The organism is Paenibacillus germinis, assembly GCF_013141785.1.
GTDB lineage: Bacteria > Bacillota > Bacilli > Paenibacillales > NBRC-103111 > Paenibacillus_E > Paenibacillus_E phytorum.
Window position 1 is genome coordinate 138,444 of the sequence record NZ_WHOC01000133.1, and the last position, 16,510, is coordinate 154,953.

Sequence of the window (16,510 nt, forward strand, 5' to 3'; positions counted from 1 at the left end):
ATGAAATGGGGAGCCACGAAGCATTTCAGGAAGTAACCAAAAGCGCCTCTCATGATAATAAGGAGGCGCTTTTGAAATTACAAATAGCTTACATGGACCTGAAAATTCACTTTTAACTTTGGATAATATTCTTCTCTCCAGCTTTTTAATTCCTGATATTGAATCCGATTACGGAAGTGTTGGCCAAACCCAAAAATATCTGATTTGTTTTCTTGGGCTTGTTCAAATATCCTTTTAAACTGCTTTTCGATCAGCTTTTCGAGTTCTTCATGGATCTGTTTATCCGTCACGCCCTCTTTTCTTTCCATAACTCGTATTTTTAATTTCAAATCGCATGACACCAACGGTTCATCCTTTTTCATTGACGACTTGATGTGCAATGAGCTGTTTTTTACGATCATGTCAGCAGAGCCCAGGCTCTCTATCTCGCCTGTTGCATTGCGGTGATGAAACAAATTAACTAGTAGATTTTCCTTTGGGTTGATCCGTCCCACCATTTTCTCTTTTTTGAATAAAGCGGAGCCTTCAAAGCGTAATACTGTATCTTTGCCGGAAATGACGATCGGAACGTTTATATCCTTCGTATAGGAATACAAACTTCCATAAAATTCCAAAATGCGGGTACTCGAAACCTCTGGTGCCCACTCCCCTTTATTAAAAAATTCATGGATAGAGATAATTTGAGCACCTGTTACTTTATCAATATTCGACAGCATTTTCTCAATACCCTCATCTGTAATGGTAACCAACGCTTTGGACGGCAGTTGCTCCATCTCCATTAAAAGTCGAACAAGTTTACCCATTTCCTCTTCGTTCTCTGCCAAGTTGTTTTGGATAAGAATGAATTGTACTTGTGAGTAATCGAGGGCATCATCAGAGTTTGTCTGCATTTGTTGCAGAATATTGAAAATTGAATTGCCTTTTCCCGTTACTATTCTTGATGCCGTTTTGCCTCTTTGCGTTATGGGAACATACAGTGTCACTCTGTATTCATCATCGTTTCCCTTGGCTATGCCGATGAGTAAAGGAGGGGTACGCAAATTGATTTCTTTAACATCCCAACAACCACATAGAAGGGTTAAAGCCGTAAGTACAATGAAAAGTTTGAATCGATTATTTGTTGTTTCCAGCAAATGGAATGAATATGCACGGTCAAACCGTTTATCCACTCACAACCGCTATCGTCAAAAAAGGACAATGAGCCACAACACTTAAGAGAAAAATCTTGACAAGCTATTAGCTGGTTTTAGCGTAATTGCATCTCCTTGTGTAAAATAGGGTTATACAAGCTTCAAAATTCTGTAGCAATTCGTTGCCAAGATAGGAGTAAACTAAGATGTACCCAACGTTGGAAGCATGTGTAAACGACCTTGAACGGCATGGCCATCTCATCCGAATCCGGGAAGAAGTGGACCCCGAATTGGAAATCGCAGCAATTCACCTGCGAGTGTTCAATGCCGGAGGTCCGGCCCTCTTGTTCGAGAATCTGAAAGGAACTCGATACAGGGCGGTTTCAAACCTGTTCGGCTCAATGGAGCGAAGTAAGTTTATTTTTAGGCAGACCTGGGAATCGACACAGAGCGTCATCGCTCTGCGCAACGATCCGATGAGGGCGCTCAGGCAGCCAATCCGGCATGTTAGCGCTGGGATAGCGGCGACAAAGGCGCTGCCGCTTCGGCATCGAGGCGGTGCTTCCGGCTTTGAGGAAGTAGCGATAACCGATCTTCCGTTGATTAAGCATTGGCCAATGGACGGAGGGGCTTTCGTTACGCTGCCGCAAGTTTATACTGAGGACCCGGATAAACCGGGGATTATGAACGCGAACTTGGGGATGTACCGGGTACAACTGACGGGTAATGACTATGCGACGAATAAGGAAATCGGCATGCATTACCAAATTCACCGGGGCATCGGTATTCACCAGCATAAAGCGAACCGTATGGGAGAACCGCTTAAAGTGAGCATCTTTATCGGCGGACCTCCCGCCCATTCTCTGTCTGCCGTAATGCCGCTGCCGGAAGGTTTAAGCGAGTTAACATTCGCAGGCCTGCTCGCGGGCCGCCGCTTCCGATTCGGTTATTCGGACGGATTTTGCATCAGCCACGACGCCGATTTCGTCATTACGGGCGAGATTCATCCCGGCGAGACGAAACCGGAAGGCCCCTTCGGTGACCATCTCGGCTACTATAGCTTGGTCCATCCGTTTCCAATGATGCGCGTCAAAAAGGTGTACGCGAAGCACAACGCGATCTGGCCGTTTACCGTCGTCGGCAGGCCACCGCAGGAGGACACTGCGTTTGGGGCGCTCATTCACGAACTAACCGGCGATGCTGTAAGACAGGAGGTGCCGGGCGTGAAGGAGGTTCACGCCGTCGATGCTGCGGGCGTTCACCCGCTGTTGTTTGCGATCGGTACCGAACGCTACACCCCTTACACCAAGGTGCAGCAGCCGTCCGAGCTGCTTACGATCGCAAACCGGATTCTCGGGACGGGACAACTCAGTCTTGCTAAATATTTGTTTATCGCCGCTGAAGAAAGACAGCCGCTCAGCACATATCGGGAAGCGGAATTTCTAGCCTACGTACTAGAGCGGATCGACCTCAGGCGCGATCTTCATTTTCAAACAAACACGACAATCGATACGCTGGACTATTCCGGAACTGGTCTAAACCGAGGAAGCAAAGTCGTATTCGCTGCCTGCGGAGACAAGAAGCGTGAGCTATGTAATGACTTGCCTGAGCAGCTTCAGGGACTACGAGATTATGGCAACCCTCTGCTCGCCCTGCCGGGTGTCGTCGCACTGGAAGGACCATTATTCAGTAATTACGCGGATGCCAACCGGCAACTTAGCGAACTAACGGAAGCGATCGGCGCGCGCGGGGCGATGCCGGAATGTCCGCTGATCGTACTTTGTGACGACAGTTCCTTTGTCGGCGCGTCGCTAGCCAACTTCCTGTGGACTACCTTTACCCGGAGCAATCCGTCCCATGATATTTACGGAGTGAATGACGGGTTCGTGTTCAAGCATTGGGGTTGCGACAATGTCATTATCGATGCTCGGACGAAACCACATCACGCCCCACCGCTTGTCTCCGATCCGTCGATTGAAAAGCGGATCAACCGGCTGTTTGCTACCGGTGGCAGCTTGAATGGCGTGCTGTAATGAAGCAGATTGTGGAGATCTCATGAATAAAATATTGCTTTAGGAGTATTAAACAAGAGGGTGTCCCAAAAGTTATAAAAATGACTGAGGGGCACCCTCTCAATTTTTTGTAAACAAAAAGAAACCGTTCTTTGGTAAAATGGAAGTGCGACCAACCATTACTAAAGGAGACGGTTTCTTTGTACATTCAATATACCATGGATCAACTTTGCCTGCCAATGGATTTAGAAGAAGATATTCCTCAAAACCACCTCGTTCGTATCGTTAATGCAGCAGTGAATCGGCTGGACGATGCTATCTTTGACGCTGCTTATCTTAGAGGTGGACGAGACAGTTATCACCCTAAAATGTTAACCAAAGTTATCATCTACGCCTACACCCAGCGCATCTACTCCTCCCGCCAGATCGCCAAGGCTGTCCGTGAAAACGTCATGTTCATGTGGATTGCAGGCAGACAGCGGCCGGATTTCCGCACCATTAATCGTTTTCGCTCCGAAAGGATGAAAGCTGTGCTGGAGACTGTGTTTGTCGCGGTTCTGCAATTTCTCGCCGACGAGAAATATGTTCAACTTGAAAACTACTTTGTAGACGGCACTAAAATCGAAGCGAATGCCAATCGGTATAAGTTTGTTTGGGGTAAAGCCGTAGTGAAGCATAAGGCAAAGCTTCGGGAGAAAGTACAGACTTTGTTTGCGACCATCGAAGAAGCTGAAAAGCAAGAAGAACGGGCGCATGGAGGCCGAGATCTCTGCGAGCTTGGCGAAACCACGAATATCACAAGTGAAAAGTTGGAGCTTGCCGTCAAGCAATTGGAAGAAAGACTACAGGAAAAACCGAAGGACAAGCCGCTGAAGAAGGCGGTGCGTAAGCTTCGCAAAGACTTACTCCCTCGTCTGCAAAAGTATGAGTCTCATGAAGAAATTTTGGGGCATCGAAACAGCTACAGTAAGACCGACAAAGACGCGACGTTCATGCGAATGAAAGAAGATCACATGCGTAATGGTCAACTTAAGCCGGGTTACAATGTACAGATTGGCTCCGAAAATCAATTCATCCTCGGCTACAGTGTGCATCAAAGACCTACCGATACGCGCTGCCTCATCCCTCATCTTGAAAAAGTCAAATCGCAGCTGGGTCAGCTGCCGGGAACCATTATCGCCGACGCGGGATACGGCGGCGAAGAGAACTACGACTATTTAGAGCAAAATGAAGTCGAAGCCGTCGTCAAATACAACACCTACCATCGTGAAAAAAGTAAGGCCTGACAAAAGGATATTAGCAAAATCGATAACTGGACCTATAACACCGAACAAGATACGTGGACATGTACTGCGGGACAAGCTCTTGTTTTTCACCGAATAAGCAAGGAAAGCACAGAGAGTGGATACGAAATCGAGTATCGTCATTACCGGAGTACAAGTTGTGAAGGATGCCCACTGAAACCGAAGTGTACGAAGTCTTTAGGCAATCGCGAAGTCAAAGTGAGCATGAAGTATTTGCGATTAAAGAACCAGGCACGTGAAAAACTTCGCAGCGAAGACGGCTACGCCCTAGCGGTCAGGCGTATGATCGAGCCAGAGCCTGTGTTTGGTGATATGAAGTACAACCGAGGATTCAAACGGTTCTTGCTTCGAGGCTTACCCAAAGTAAGTCTGGAGGTCGGGTGGCTTTCGCTTGCCCACAATCTGCTCAAGAAAGCAGCAGTAGACGCCAAAAACAAAGGAGCTAAGCACATACAAGCCGCTTAGCTCCTTTTTCATTCAAATATTCACTTTTACTAATGATTGGATCCATCCCGTACATCTATAATTATTACTTTTGGGACAGCCTCTAAGTAATAGGCCATTATGAAATGGTTTTCTGAAGTTATTTATTAGCGTTTCAACAGTAGTATTCAGAATCGCATAGGCTTATCTTTAACGGTTTTATTGCCGACTTATCTCCTGATTTTCCAGCTCTATTTCAGAATTTCCACTTTTATCAAAAGGAAATTTATTACTATTTACAATTATTCCTTTTGATACATTTCCTGACTTATCTACTGTCTTTATTAAGATTTTATAGTGCTTATTATCCTTTTCAATTCCTGATATAACAGCAGTTTGTATTCCTCGATTAACTTCTATTACGTTGCCAACCTGTTGTCCATTGTTTAATAGAGTGATTTGCACCTTTTGACCATCAATATCATATGGGCCATCCCAATACAATTTCATTTTGTCATTTCCTTTAATCACCAGAACATTTTCTACCTCTCCCGGAGGCACATTGTCTTTCTCAGGTTCAGTAGGTGTAGTTGGTGCTGTAAATACAGTTGGGTCACCGAAAGTGAATTTATCAATGTTATATAGCCAATCTCCTCCTTTAAATAACACGAATACGATATGCTTTCCGGTTACAGGAGTTGTTACATCCGCCGAGAACACCTTGAAATTCTGCCAACCGCCAGTTCCATACACGGTACTTGTTACTACAACGGGACCATTCATGCCATCTAATCGTACTTCGATCGTTCCTCCACTTGTGTCGCTTGCTGCATTCACATAAAATTTAGTTGGGCTTGTGCTTCCAAAGTCTATATAGTTGTACATGGCATAGGGGTTATTAGGACCATAAATGCCAGCAAGGTAGGTTTGCCCTCCACCATTTTCCGTACCGAAACCTACACCACTGGTATAATTTTCAGCCTCTAACTTTCCATACGCATCTCTTGCTTTGCCCTTTACTGTTGTAAAAGAAAACCACTCCAAATTGCAGGGTGAGTCACTTCCATTTGTTCCATGAAACACCAGATAAACATCATGAACACCTACTGCTTTGGTATCATCTATATTCGCCATAATGTCAACCCAGTTATCCCAACTACCTAATGCCGGAATTCCAATAACACCTGCGGTTGGACCGTCCAAACTGTCTAACTTCACTTCAATCGTGCCGCCTTGATTGCCGCTTGTTACGTGAGCAGTAACTCCGGCAGCACCTGTTCCAAAGTCAATTCCTTTGTAGGATGCGTAAGCGTTGTTTTTAATGCCGTCTAAAAATCCCCAGTCCGCATTTTTACTAAGACCTGAACTGCTGTCATAATTACCGGCTTTCAGCCTTGTATATGCATCTGTTTTGGTTGGATCCGTTGTGGTGAATTTAAACCAATTTAAATTAAATAAATATTGATCTTGCGTTTTGGTGAAGACGAGATATAGATCATGGATTCCTGTAACAGTGCTCGGATTTCCTTGATCATCCTTAAGAACTGTAACGGCATCTGAATAGTTATTCCAACCGCCCGTTCCTTGTACGTTTAAGGTACCGACTTTTGCACCATTTAATGAATCCAATCTGACTTCTATGTTCCCCCCGCCTGTTCCGCTTGCTGCTCTAGCAATAAATCCTGCTGCACCAGTGGATCCAAAATCTACATTTTTATATGCTGCATAGAATCCAGGCTGAATTCCACCCAATTGCAGTGTACCTTCCGTACTGCCTTCCATAATAATTCCAGTACCAATATTATAGCTTTCTGCTTCTATATTATTGTAAGGATTTTTAGCTGCAAAGTTTAAAACAACATCCTTGGATTCGTCCTGTGATAAAACAGTTAACGCTTCAACAGCTGCGACTGATGACCAGGATTCATAAGTTCCGGAAAGCAGTTGACCTGCCCAGTTTCCATCCACAATATTATCCGCATTTCTATGATTCCATGCCATTTGAGTATTGAAAGCAAGCCAGTAATTAAAGTCTTTGCTAAACGGCTTATAGGTCTTACCGTCCTTGCCGTTTAATGTCTTTTGAAGATAAGCCAAATTGCGAAGTAAAATTGTTTTCCCACCCTTTAAGTCACCATTGGGTCCTTCATAATTCAACAATTGATTTACATCTACTAAATGAGTTTGGGTAAATTTCGCTGCTTTCACCGCATCATCAAGATATACGGTTTTTCCGGTTATTTTATACAGTCCAACTGCAGCGCCAATGAAAGTACCTTGATTGTAATGCGTTGCATCCGGGACAGCACCTTTTTCAAGTTCTATACGGTCAAAAACTTTTCCATTGCCATCTGTAAGCATCGTTTTCCCCCAGCTGTATATACGAGCAGCTGCATCCAGATAGTGATTATCTTTAGTCATGTTATAAAGATAAACGGCTGCTTCAGCTGCAGGGAAATTGATGCAAGCATTCTTGGTGGTATGCTCGCTATTCATCCACCAGATACCTCCATTTGCAAAGCTGTCATCCCATTGCGTATTATATACAAAGTCAAAATAATACTTTGCCTTATCCAAATATCTTTGTTCTTTCGTGATTTCGTATGCCCTTGCGCTTGCCATCGCCCACCACATGATGTCATCGTTGAAATGATTGTTAGTCCAGTCTGTTCCGTATTTTGCTACCGCACCATCAAATATATCATCAATCTGAGTTCGAAGCTTTGCTTTCAATTCAGCATTGGATGTATGAACATATGCATCCATGACCATTTCCCAAAGTTCAGCCTCGACCCAGAAGCCTTGATACTCACCGCCGTGATTAGAATTCGTCCAATAATACTTTGCATTGCTATCCCAAAATTTTGCGTTGAATGCCTCTATGGCCGTGTCTGCATTTGACTTTGTATTTATTTTTTCTTTGGCAGTATCTTCATTTGACGAAGTAAGTGCATACGCATTTGTGCTTCTAACGGCAGACAATGAAGTAAGACTTAAGGAAAATACCAAAGTCAACACTAAGAAATTAATTGTTTTACTTGTTTTCAAGCCCATAACATTTTACCTCCCTTGTCATATGTAATTTATAAATTAAAAATCTTGCTTCCAAAGAGCATTGCCATTTCCCAATGACAAAACTCTCTTCTACTAAAATTAGCCTACACTATTTAATAACTTTTGTAATTTTATCAACCATATCGTTGAGACCGCTAACAGGAGTTTTCCCTGTCAAAATATTATTCCATGCAGCATCTATAAATGGATTTGCTTTACCTGCCCATGTGGTTTGGAATCGAACGGGTTGAACATTTTTTGATTGAAGAATGTGATTCACACCAATGGCAACATCTGCATGATTTGAAGAAGTCAAAAAATCGAAGTAAGCTTTTGCTGCATCCTTATGTGCGGCAGGTGCAACTGGATTTTGCGGCAGCACTTCTGCATACATCGTCGAATCCATATATTTAAGCACTTTCCAGATAGCATCCGGATTTTTAATATTGGAAGGGCTACTCCACCCAACTGCATCATAAATTTCCGATTGTGAGTTTACTACAGGACCTGGAACAAAGCCCCAATCTAAATTAGGTGCAGTTCTGATCAGATCATCCGCAACCCATTGACCTTGTTGAGTCATCGCCACAGTACCTGCTTTAAAATTGCTCATGACGTTGGTTTGATCAAAGGTTGGCGGGATCATCGAACCATTAGCGATTGCAACTTTATATCTCTCTAAACCTTCAATAAATTGTGGACTGATTTCGACCTTCGTAGGTTTCACAATTCCATCTGCAAATGGCGCGCCACCGGCAGAAACAGAATATAAGGATAATTTGAACGGATCCACTGTTGCGTACAATCCGTATTGCTGCACGCCTCCCTTTTTAGAAGTAAGCTTAAGTGCATCTGCAAACATTTCATCATAAGTCCAACCAGCTTTAGGCTCGGTTAATCCCGCATCCTTGAAGAGTTTCTTGTTATAGAAATAACCATACGTATTTAATAGACCCGGTAACCCATATAATTTGCCGCCATCTTGTTTCCAAGCGTCTAATACACCATTATAAAAGCTATCCATAAATTCTTTATCTCCAGCTGCCTTGGCACTCCAGTCATACAATCTTCCTTCCGCACCGTTTGCAATAACCATATCATTACCAGTCATGAATATATCGGGACCCTGATTGGCTGCGATCATTTGATTAATTTTAAGACCATAATCGGATAATGGCGCTGGGATCAATTTCACAGTTATCCCTGGATTTGCTGCTTCGAATTTTTTCATAGATGCCATAATCTTGTCATTCATGGATGGTGATTCCCAAGTCATGATAGTGACTTCAATCGCTTTTGTAGGTTCCTTAATAGCAGCCGAAGGAGAAGCTTTAGGATTAGCTGAGGCTAAAGCGCTTGAAGTTGGCGTATTATCTGTAGAACTGCAAGCTGACAAAGCGAATATACTTACCAGAACGACTGTTGATAATAAACTTACCCTTGCCTGTATTTTCTTCATTTTTGTATTACCTCCCAATTTTTATAAAAACACTTTAATTCAAGAAAATATCACAACCCAAACATATTCGTTTTCATCCCCCCTCTCAATGAGTCGAGATTATTTCAAACCGGCGGAATTGACCGATCCAAGCCCCTGCATGAAATACTTTTGGCCTACAAAAAAGATAATCAACATAGGAAGCATATAAAGAAGATCAGCAGCCATAAAATAATTCCATTGCGTTGTCCACGTTGATGCGTATGAAGCCATGGAAACTGCTAATGGCCATTTTGCTTGATCGACCAAATATATAACGGGTTCAAGATACTGGTTCCAAGAGCCCTGAAAGGAAAAAATCATCATGGTAATAATAATTGGCATAGACATCGGCACAATAACACTCCATAGTAGACGAAGATCATTCGCACCATCAATTTTCGCGGCTTCATCAAAGGATTTTGGAATGGTACTTGAAAATTGGATAAACAAAAATGTAAAGGACGCATTTCCAAAAAATGCAGGAACGATAATAGGAAGCCAAGTGTTATACCAACCCAGTGATGTATATAAGTGAAATAGCGGGATCAAACCAATAAAACCTGGTAACATTAGACTTCCAATAAATAAAGAAAACCACATTTTACGTCCAGGGAATCTTAATCGACCCAGACCATACCCCACAAGAATAGAACTGGCGATTTGTCCGATTGTACAAATTACTGCAATAATCATTGAATTTGAAAACGCTTTCCAAAAATGAATTTGTGCAGTTCCAATTATGAAGTTTTCCCAGTTGAATTCTTTAGGATACCAATCTGGTGGAAGACTGAATACATCATCGTTTCCCTTTAAAGCTATAATGATCATCCAAAATAAGGGATATAACATCGATATTGATCCAACTAATAGAATAATAAATCGAAATATTTGAAATCCAGAATTTCTCATACTACCTCACCTCTTACCGATTGTCATTTTCGTAATATACAAATCGATTGGAAAATTTATAAGTAACCAATGTAAATATCATGATGATGGTAAACAGGATACTTACTTCTGAAATCGCATAGCCAAACATCTTGCCATTGAAGGCGTCCTGAAATATTTTAAAATTAAGAAGCATAGTAGAAAAATTGGGTCCTCCATTCGTTAATACGAGAACCTGAGTAAACCCTTGGAAAGCTCCAATAATGCCTAAGATGAGTTGAAGAAAAAGAATGGGAGTAATCATCGGGATGGTGATCTTTAAAAAGCTGGTCCACTCTGAGGCTCCATCCACTTGTGCGGCTTCATAAAAGTCTTGTGGGACAGATTGGAGACCGCTTAAAAAGATAATCATAGTGCCTCCAACCTGCCATAAGCCATTAATAATAACTGAAATCAAAGCTGATTTTTCATCCGTCAACCACGTTCCCTGAGGGAGCCCGAGCAAATTTAAAAATTGATTGGCAAGACCATATTGGGGGTGATAAATAAACTTCCATAGGGTAAGTGATGCAATTATGGGTAAGACGGTGGGTAAATAATAAAAAGTGCGAAAATACTTAATACCGGGAAGATTTTTGTTTAATAACAATGCTAAAAGTAGACCCAGTGCTAGTGAAGCAGGAACGCTTAGAATTACAAAGTAAAAAGTTACTTTGATGGAAATCCAGAAAGAAGGATCCACCGTAAACATATATTTGTAATTTTCAAATCCGACAAATTTCGGTTTACCAAAACCATCCCACTCTGTTAAAGCATAATAAAATGAGGTAATTAATGGATAGGCAACAAACACACTAAAGCCAATAATAGAAGGTAGAATGAATAAATAACCGATGATTAAGGCTTTTATTTTCCTTTTTCTCACTATTGTGTTCAATTATGTACCTCCTTTATCAAGTCCCTTTGTTCAGCCCATTTCCATACAAATTCCCCGAATAAGCTATTCGCCCACGCAAACCAACTTCGCGTATATTGCTCAGGATGATCCGGATGAAAGCTTTCATGCATAAATCCTGTTTCCGCATTAGTATGAAGCAGCATTTGAATAATGGCATCCTGCTCCTTGTGATCCCTCGATGTAAGCCCTTGCATAATTAAGCCAATATGCCAAACGTACCCGTGTGGCGTATGAGGGCTACCGATTCCTTTCGCATACATCCCTTCATAATAATAGGGATTATCTTTACTCAGAACAAAGGCACGTGTATTTTGATAAATGGCATCGTCCATCGAACGATAACCCAAGTAGGGTATGGATAGTAAGCTTGGGACATTTGCATCATCCATTAAATTGTAATTTCCAAAACCATCTGTTTCATAAGCGTAGATTGGGCCATGCTTGAGATGTTGGTACACGCCATATGTTTGAATACCGAACTCAATTTCTGCCCTAAGGTCATGAGCAGTGACAGCAAGAGCATGATCCTGATACGCATTTTCTGCAAACTCAATAATGTGACCTAGAATCACTACTGCAAACATATTGGCGGGAATTAAGAAACCGAACTTGCAAGCATCATCACTTGGTCTAAAACCCGACCATACCATACCCGTATAATTCGTTCGAGTCCCCTTTCCTCTAAAGGGAATCGTATCCGAAGGCAGCACACAGTGTTCTTCACTTCGTTCAAATGTATAGGAAGAATGGTGATCATGATTCTGTTCAGTTCGCATCGTATCCACAATGATTCGCAAGGCCTGATGCAGAGAATCGTTAAAAAGCTCCATGTCTTGTGTAGCATCCCAATATTCCTTACAAAGCTGGACCGGGTAGCATAGAGAATCTAATTCAAACTTTCTCTCCCAAATAAAGGGACCCATTTGCGTAAGGTCCGATTGATGTCCAGAACCATCACCTTCTTTATTGAAGGCGTTTGCATAAGGATCAATCAAAATGTTATTGGCTTGCCGATGGATCAATCCACGAATCAGACGCTGTAAATCTTTATCACCCGCACATTCAGTAATGTAGGGTCTTACCTGTGCTGACGAATCTCTGAGCCACATAGCTGGAATATCACCCGTAATGATAAACGTCGTTTCATCTGCCAAAAGCTCAACCGTTGTTTCCAGTGTGTTTGGATAACATTGTTTGAACATACTGACTAATTTAGGAGATGTCGATAAAAACTTCTGCTCAAACATGTGAATTCTGTTTTGAATGGATGAATACATGTAATCACTCGCCTCGTTGTTAGTTATTATGACATTTTCTATACTCATTTCATGTAAATAGTATATTATTAGTATTAATATTATGTCAATATATTAATTTTAATACATGTAATATACAACATATCCATATAAACAATGTAATTGGTTTGCATTCACAAAAAATAAATAGTATATTAGGTATATCATTAAATAAACGAAGGATGATTAATATGGCAATCCCACTCTACGAAAAAATTTACCAACATATATTGCATGAAATAAAAAGCGGAGTACTAAAAGAAGGGGACCGTATCCCTACCGAGCTAGAACTAGCGGATCAATTCCACGTCAGCCGCATAACAACTAAAAAATCCTTGGAAATTTTAGCTAAAGACGGTTTAATTGAACGGCATCGCGGCAGAGGTTCCTATGTAAGTAGTAATTTACCAGAGCTACATTCCTTAGCAGCGACAGAAGAAATGGTCGATTTGGAAACTCCTTCCTCCGACGACTGGCGCTTAATTGCGGTTATTTTGCCCGATTTCTCAGAATCCTATGGAACAAAATTGCTACGCGCGATTGAACGTCAATGCTCTAAGCTTCGTATTCGGATGATTTTAAAACTAACCCATGATCTAAGGGAAGAAGAGGAAATCGCGATTCGTACACTTGTAAATATGGGTATTGATGGATTAATTGTTTATCCCATTCACGGAGAGCATTACAATGGAGAGCTTTTGAAGCTTGTCTTAAATGAATTCCCGCTTGTCCTACTCGATCGCTATTTAAAAGGAATCAATGCTTGTTCGGTATGTACAAACAATAAAAAAGCAGCGCAAGAACTTACTGATTATTTACTAGATAAACACCATAAACATATTGCTTTTGTTTCTACTCCTCCAGAAAACACATCTACAATTGAAGAAAGAATTCATGGGTATACAGATGCATTACTGCACCGAGGGGTTGGGATAGATCAGCAATATTTTATTACAAATTTAAGTGCTACACTTCCAAATCAATTGAACAAGGACTCCAACATTATGGAAGACCGTGAAATAATATCTCAATTCATTATGAGAAATCCGCAAATCACAGCGTTCGTGGTAGGTGAATATTTATTAGCTATCCATTTACGACAAGTATTAATTAAACTAGGATTACTCACGAAATACGAAATAGTTTGTTTCGACTCTCCAGACGATCTATTTGAAGAACCTTTGTTCAGCTTTATTCGTCAAAACGAAGAAGAAATGGGAATAAATGCAGTAAATTTAATGCAAATGCAGTGGGATCGTACCACTGTCCCTAAGAAAACACTAGTTGCCCATTCATTTGTAAAGAGGATGGATAGATAACCTATTTCAAACGTTTGGATTCAGCCTTATAAACATGACCCAGAATCGTCACCTCATACGTCACAGGACCGCCGGACATCGAGAAATGAGCGTAATCATAATCGTTGTAAGCTTTAATTACCGGGATCGGCACCCCATTCGCTTTGAGCGTAAAGTTCGCTGAAGCCGCATACCTTGTGGATTGATCGTAAGGATAAATCGCTGCGGGCGCTGCTCCTGCGTCCATTGTTGATTCCGTTGCAGCTTGGGCGGTTTCTGTAGGAATAATAAGAACCGACGCCATTAGCACAAACGCCAGAACCGCACTAAGCCATCTTTTAACCTTTAGCATTTACAAATGTCCTCCTTCATGATTGTATTCATTTACCTCTACCACAACTTGGAAGCACTTACATTTTCCTGGTGCGTGTTCAGTATATCAGACTACTCCCGCTGCCATAATGCGGAAAATCCCACTTTTAGGGCAGATATTTATATATAAGAGCTTGTTTGCTATTGAAACAAAAAAAGCAGCCGCTGCGAGTTATGTAACCACCCTTGTCACGACTGCCTTCACTATGTTTTTCATGAAATTACCTTTTGAACCCATTTTACGAAAATCACTTCTACGAAATATTTTTGCGCTAACGAAGTTGGATATTGCCTTTCGACATCCTTCCCTCACCGGGAGTTATGTTGTCCGCTGGATACGAAAAAAACTTCGTGCGGGAGAGGGTCCCCCTAGTTCCAGGCACAGCTTATTTATTCTTTTGCTGGTTACCGGGACAACAATCTCTTGTAAACCGAGATGATCCCGAAATGCAATCCTTCATGATACATGTTATAACGAAGCGACTGCTCCGGAGTAAGCAAACCGAGTCCCGTTGACGTTGTAATGGTAGGTACGCTTTCGTTCAAGCGGCTACTAGGCAGCACCGCGCGAATTCTCTCCGGCTGTTCCTTCAACAGGCTTTCCAGCTGCGGTAACGTTGGCATAGGGAACGAGTTTGCGATATCGTCCAGCGGGGACGTTCCGTAAGGAAACCGCTCCATAAACCCTTCCGGCAGATGCATCGGAAGTTTCAATTGCGCAAACGCGAATTTTTCCGTAACGGTATAGACGTGACCAAGCTGCCAACGGAGATTATTGCGGAAACCGACGGGAATTCGATCCGCCAACTCCTCCGTTACGCCCTCCATCGCTTCTAGCGTTTGACTTCTGATGAAGGCCATTTGGTCGAAAAGATTTGTACTCATTTGTATCGCTCCTTTTCTTCTATAATAATTCCCGGAATTAAACGTTTCGCCTCTTTCTAATTTAAGATTACCTAATAGTAGGATACAATGATTCCTGTCATCATGTATAATGCGAAATAGTGATATTAAATATCTTAAATCCAGATATCTAAACCTAAATATACAAATATAAAGGAGGTCTATGATTTCTTCCTCCTTGAATTGTGATTTGCCCGGGGGACGGACTTCCGGTAAATTCCCCTCCTAATATGCAACTTCATCATTCAAGTTCAACCGACTAGAAACTACACGATTATCGGTATCAGCTCGGATTTTCTTCCTCAGCATCCAATCTTGCGACCTCTTCCCGAACTCGCGGGGCGACTTCCGTTCCCAATAGTTCAATCGCTTTCATGACATCCTCATGCGGCATCGTGCCGACAGGTAAATGCAGGAAGAATCGGGAGAAGCCTAAATGTTTGTGCATGTAAATAATTTTGTTGGCCACCGTTTCGGAATCGCCTACGTAAAGTGCGCCTTCTAAACTGCGTGAGGCATCAAAGCTTGAACGGGTATAATGTCCCCAACCGCGCTCCTTACCAAAATAGTTAAACGATGCCTGCGTGGGTGGGAAATACTTGTCCACCGCAAGCGATGTACTCTCCGCCACGAAACCCAGTGAGTGTACGGCTATTTTTAATTTCGATACATCATGCCCTGCTCGAGCAGCAGCTTTTTTATAGAGTGGAACTAGCGGAGCAAATTGTAACGGACTCCCACCAATAATGGCTAAAACAAGAGGCAGCCCAAGTACCCCTGCTCGTATGACCGATTCCGAATTCCCACCACTGCCAAGCCAAATCGGTAATGGGTTCTGGACCGGACGCGGATACACACCAAGATTCGTAAAGGCTGGTCGATGCCCTCCTTTCCAAGTGACTTTCTCCGAATCCCTTAATTTTAGTAATAGTTCTAATTTCTCCTCGAACAGCTCTTCATAATCTTTTAAATCGTATCCAAACAAGGGAAACGCATCGACCATAGAGCCTCGGCCCGCGATAATTTCAGCACGTCCATTTGAAATTCCATCGAGTGTGGCAAATTGCTGGAACAAACGTACGGGATCCGCAGCGGAGAGCACTGTAACCGAACTAGTTAAGCGTATATTTTTTGTCCTGGCTGCCGCGGCAGCCAGCACAACAGCAGTTGCCGAATCCGCAAATTCCTTACGATGATGCTCTCCGACGCCAAATACATCCAACCCGACCTGATCGGCGAGGACGATTTCTTCCACAACCTCACGCAATCGCTGCGCATGACTTATCGTTTCACCCGTATGAACATCCGGAGTTGTTTCAACAAACGTGTCTACACCTATTTCCATTTTAATATCCCCCTAAATGTAAAATTAAAGTAAAACAGAAAGAATCCC

11 protein-coding genes and 1 pseudogene are annotated in these 16,510 nt (G+C 42.3%); 3 read left to right on the forward strand and 9 right to left on the reverse strand.

The features are described from left to right. Positions 1-77: 77 nt before the first annotated feature. Positions 78-1,169 carry a Ger(x)C family spore germination protein gene (locus GC102_RS24190; protein ID WP_171691765.1) on the reverse strand — a complete coding sequence of 364 codons (1,092 nt, stop codon included), beginning with the start codon at positions 1,167-1,169 and terminating at the stop codon, positions 78-80. Positions 1,170-1,336: 167 nt separating this feature from the next. Here GC102_RS24190 and GC102_RS24195 point away from each other — a divergent pair, with 167 nt between their 5' ends. Then, on the forward strand, positions 1,337-3,163 hold the full coding sequence (locus tag GC102_RS24195; RefSeq protein ID WP_171691766.1) for a UbiD family decarboxylase: 1,827 nt from the start codon (positions 1,337-1,339) through the stop codon (positions 3,161-3,163). A gap of 179 nt (positions 3,164-3,342) precedes the next feature. Continuing rightward, positions 3,343-4,911 (forward strand): annotated as a pseudogene (locus GC102_RS24200) (IS1182 family transposase). Positions 4,912-5,088: 177 nt separating this feature from the next. Here GC102_RS24200 and GC102_RS24205 read toward each other — a convergent pair. The 5 genes from GC102_RS24205 to GC102_RS24225 form a co-directional block, all read right to left on the reverse strand. Continuing rightward, a complete protein-coding gene (locus GC102_RS24205) occupies positions 5,089-7,923 on the reverse strand; it encodes a carbohydrate-binding protein (protein ID WP_171691767.1) in 2,835 nt (944 codons plus the stop codon). 109 nt (positions 7,924-8,032) lie between these two features. Next, positions 8,033-9,382 (reverse strand): ABC transporter substrate-binding protein, encoded by a 1,350-nt coding sequence (locus tag GC102_RS24210; protein ID WP_171691768.1) that lies wholly within the window; start codon positions 9,380-9,382, stop codon positions 8,033-8,035. A 99-nt stretch (positions 9,383-9,481) separates the two neighbouring features. After that, positions 9,482-10,312, reverse strand: a complete 831-nt coding sequence (locus GC102_RS24215) for a carbohydrate ABC transporter permease (protein ID WP_171691769.1) — start codon at positions 10,310-10,312, stop codon at positions 9,482-9,484. Positions 10,313-10,325: 13 nt separating this feature from the next. Then, complete coding sequence (locus GC102_RS24220; protein ID WP_216628147.1) at positions 10,326-11,228, reverse strand: carbohydrate ABC transporter permease; 903 nt, start codon at positions 11,226-11,228, stop codon at positions 10,326-10,328. Then, a complete protein-coding gene (locus tag GC102_RS24225) occupies positions 11,225-12,526 on the reverse strand; it encodes a glycoside hydrolase family 125 protein (RefSeq protein ID WP_171691770.1) in 1,302 nt (433 codons plus the stop codon). Before GC102_RS24225 ends, GC102_RS24220 begins: the two co-directional genes overlap by 4 nt. 209 nt (positions 12,527-12,735) lie before the next feature. On the opposite strand from GC102_RS24225, the gene GC102_RS24230 reads away from it, so the two are divergent. After that, complete coding sequence (locus tag GC102_RS24230; RefSeq protein WP_171691771.1) at positions 12,736-13,863, forward strand: GntR family transcriptional regulator; 1,128 nt, start codon at positions 12,736-12,738, stop codon at positions 13,861-13,863. A 1-nt stretch (position 13,864) separates the two neighbouring features. Here GC102_RS24230 and GC102_RS24235 read toward each other — a convergent pair whose 3' ends face one another. The 3 genes from GC102_RS24235 to GC102_RS24245 all read right to left on the reverse strand — a co-directional run bounded on the left by GC102_RS24235 (position 13,865) and on the right by GC102_RS24245 (position 16,462). Continuing rightward, entirely contained in the window at positions 13,865-14,194 is a 330-nt protein-coding gene (locus tag GC102_RS24235) for a hypothetical protein (protein WP_171691772.1), read from the reverse strand. A gap of 425 nt (positions 14,195-14,619) precedes the next feature. Beyond that, on the reverse strand, positions 14,620-15,099 hold the full coding sequence (locus GC102_RS24240; protein ID WP_171691773.1) for a DinB family protein: 480 nt from the start codon (positions 15,097-15,099) through the stop codon (positions 14,620-14,622). A gap of 301 nt (positions 15,100-15,400) precedes the next feature. Beyond that, the gene (locus GC102_RS24245; RefSeq protein WP_171691774.1) at positions 15,401-16,462 is read right to left on the reverse strand and encodes an LLM class flavin-dependent oxidoreductase; all 1,062 of its coding nucleotides are present in this window, start codon (positions 16,460-16,462) and stop codon (positions 15,401-15,403) included. Positions 16,463-16,510 lie beyond the last annotated feature (48 nt).

Coding starts and splice junctions, on each gene's coding strand:
- GC102_RS24240 (WP_171691773.1), bottom strand. CDS start 15,099: ATGAGTACAAATCTTTTCGACCAAATGGCCTTCATCAGAAGTCAAACG.
- GC102_RS24205 (WP_171691767.1), bottom strand. CDS start 7,923: ATGGGCTTGAAAACAAGTAAAACAATTAATTTCTTAGTGTTGACTTTG.
- GC102_RS24235 (WP_171691772.1), bottom strand. CDS start 14,194: ATGCTAAAGGTTAAAAGATGGCTTAGTGCGGTTCTGGCGTTTGTGCTA.
- GC102_RS24245 (WP_171691774.1), bottom strand. CDS start 16,462: ATGGAAATAGGTGTAGACACGTTTGTTGAAACAACTCCGGATGTTCAT.
- GC102_RS24230 (WP_171691771.1), top strand. CDS start 12,736: ATGGCAATCCCACTCTACGAAAAAATTTACCAACATATATTGCATGAA.
- GC102_RS24215 (WP_171691769.1), bottom strand. CDS start 10,312: ATGAGAAATTCTGGATTTCAAATATTTCGATTTATTATTCTATTAGTT.
- GC102_RS24210 (WP_171691768.1), bottom strand. CDS start 9,382: ATGAAGAAAATACAGGCAAGGGTAAGTTTATTATCAACAGTCGTTCTG.
- GC102_RS24225 (WP_171691770.1), bottom strand. CDS start 12,526: ATGTATTCATCCATTCAAAACAGAATTCACATGTTTGAGCAGAAGTTT.
- GC102_RS24195 (WP_171691766.1), top strand. CDS start 1,337: ATGTACCCAACGTTGGAAGCATGTGTAAACGACCTTGAACGGCATGGC.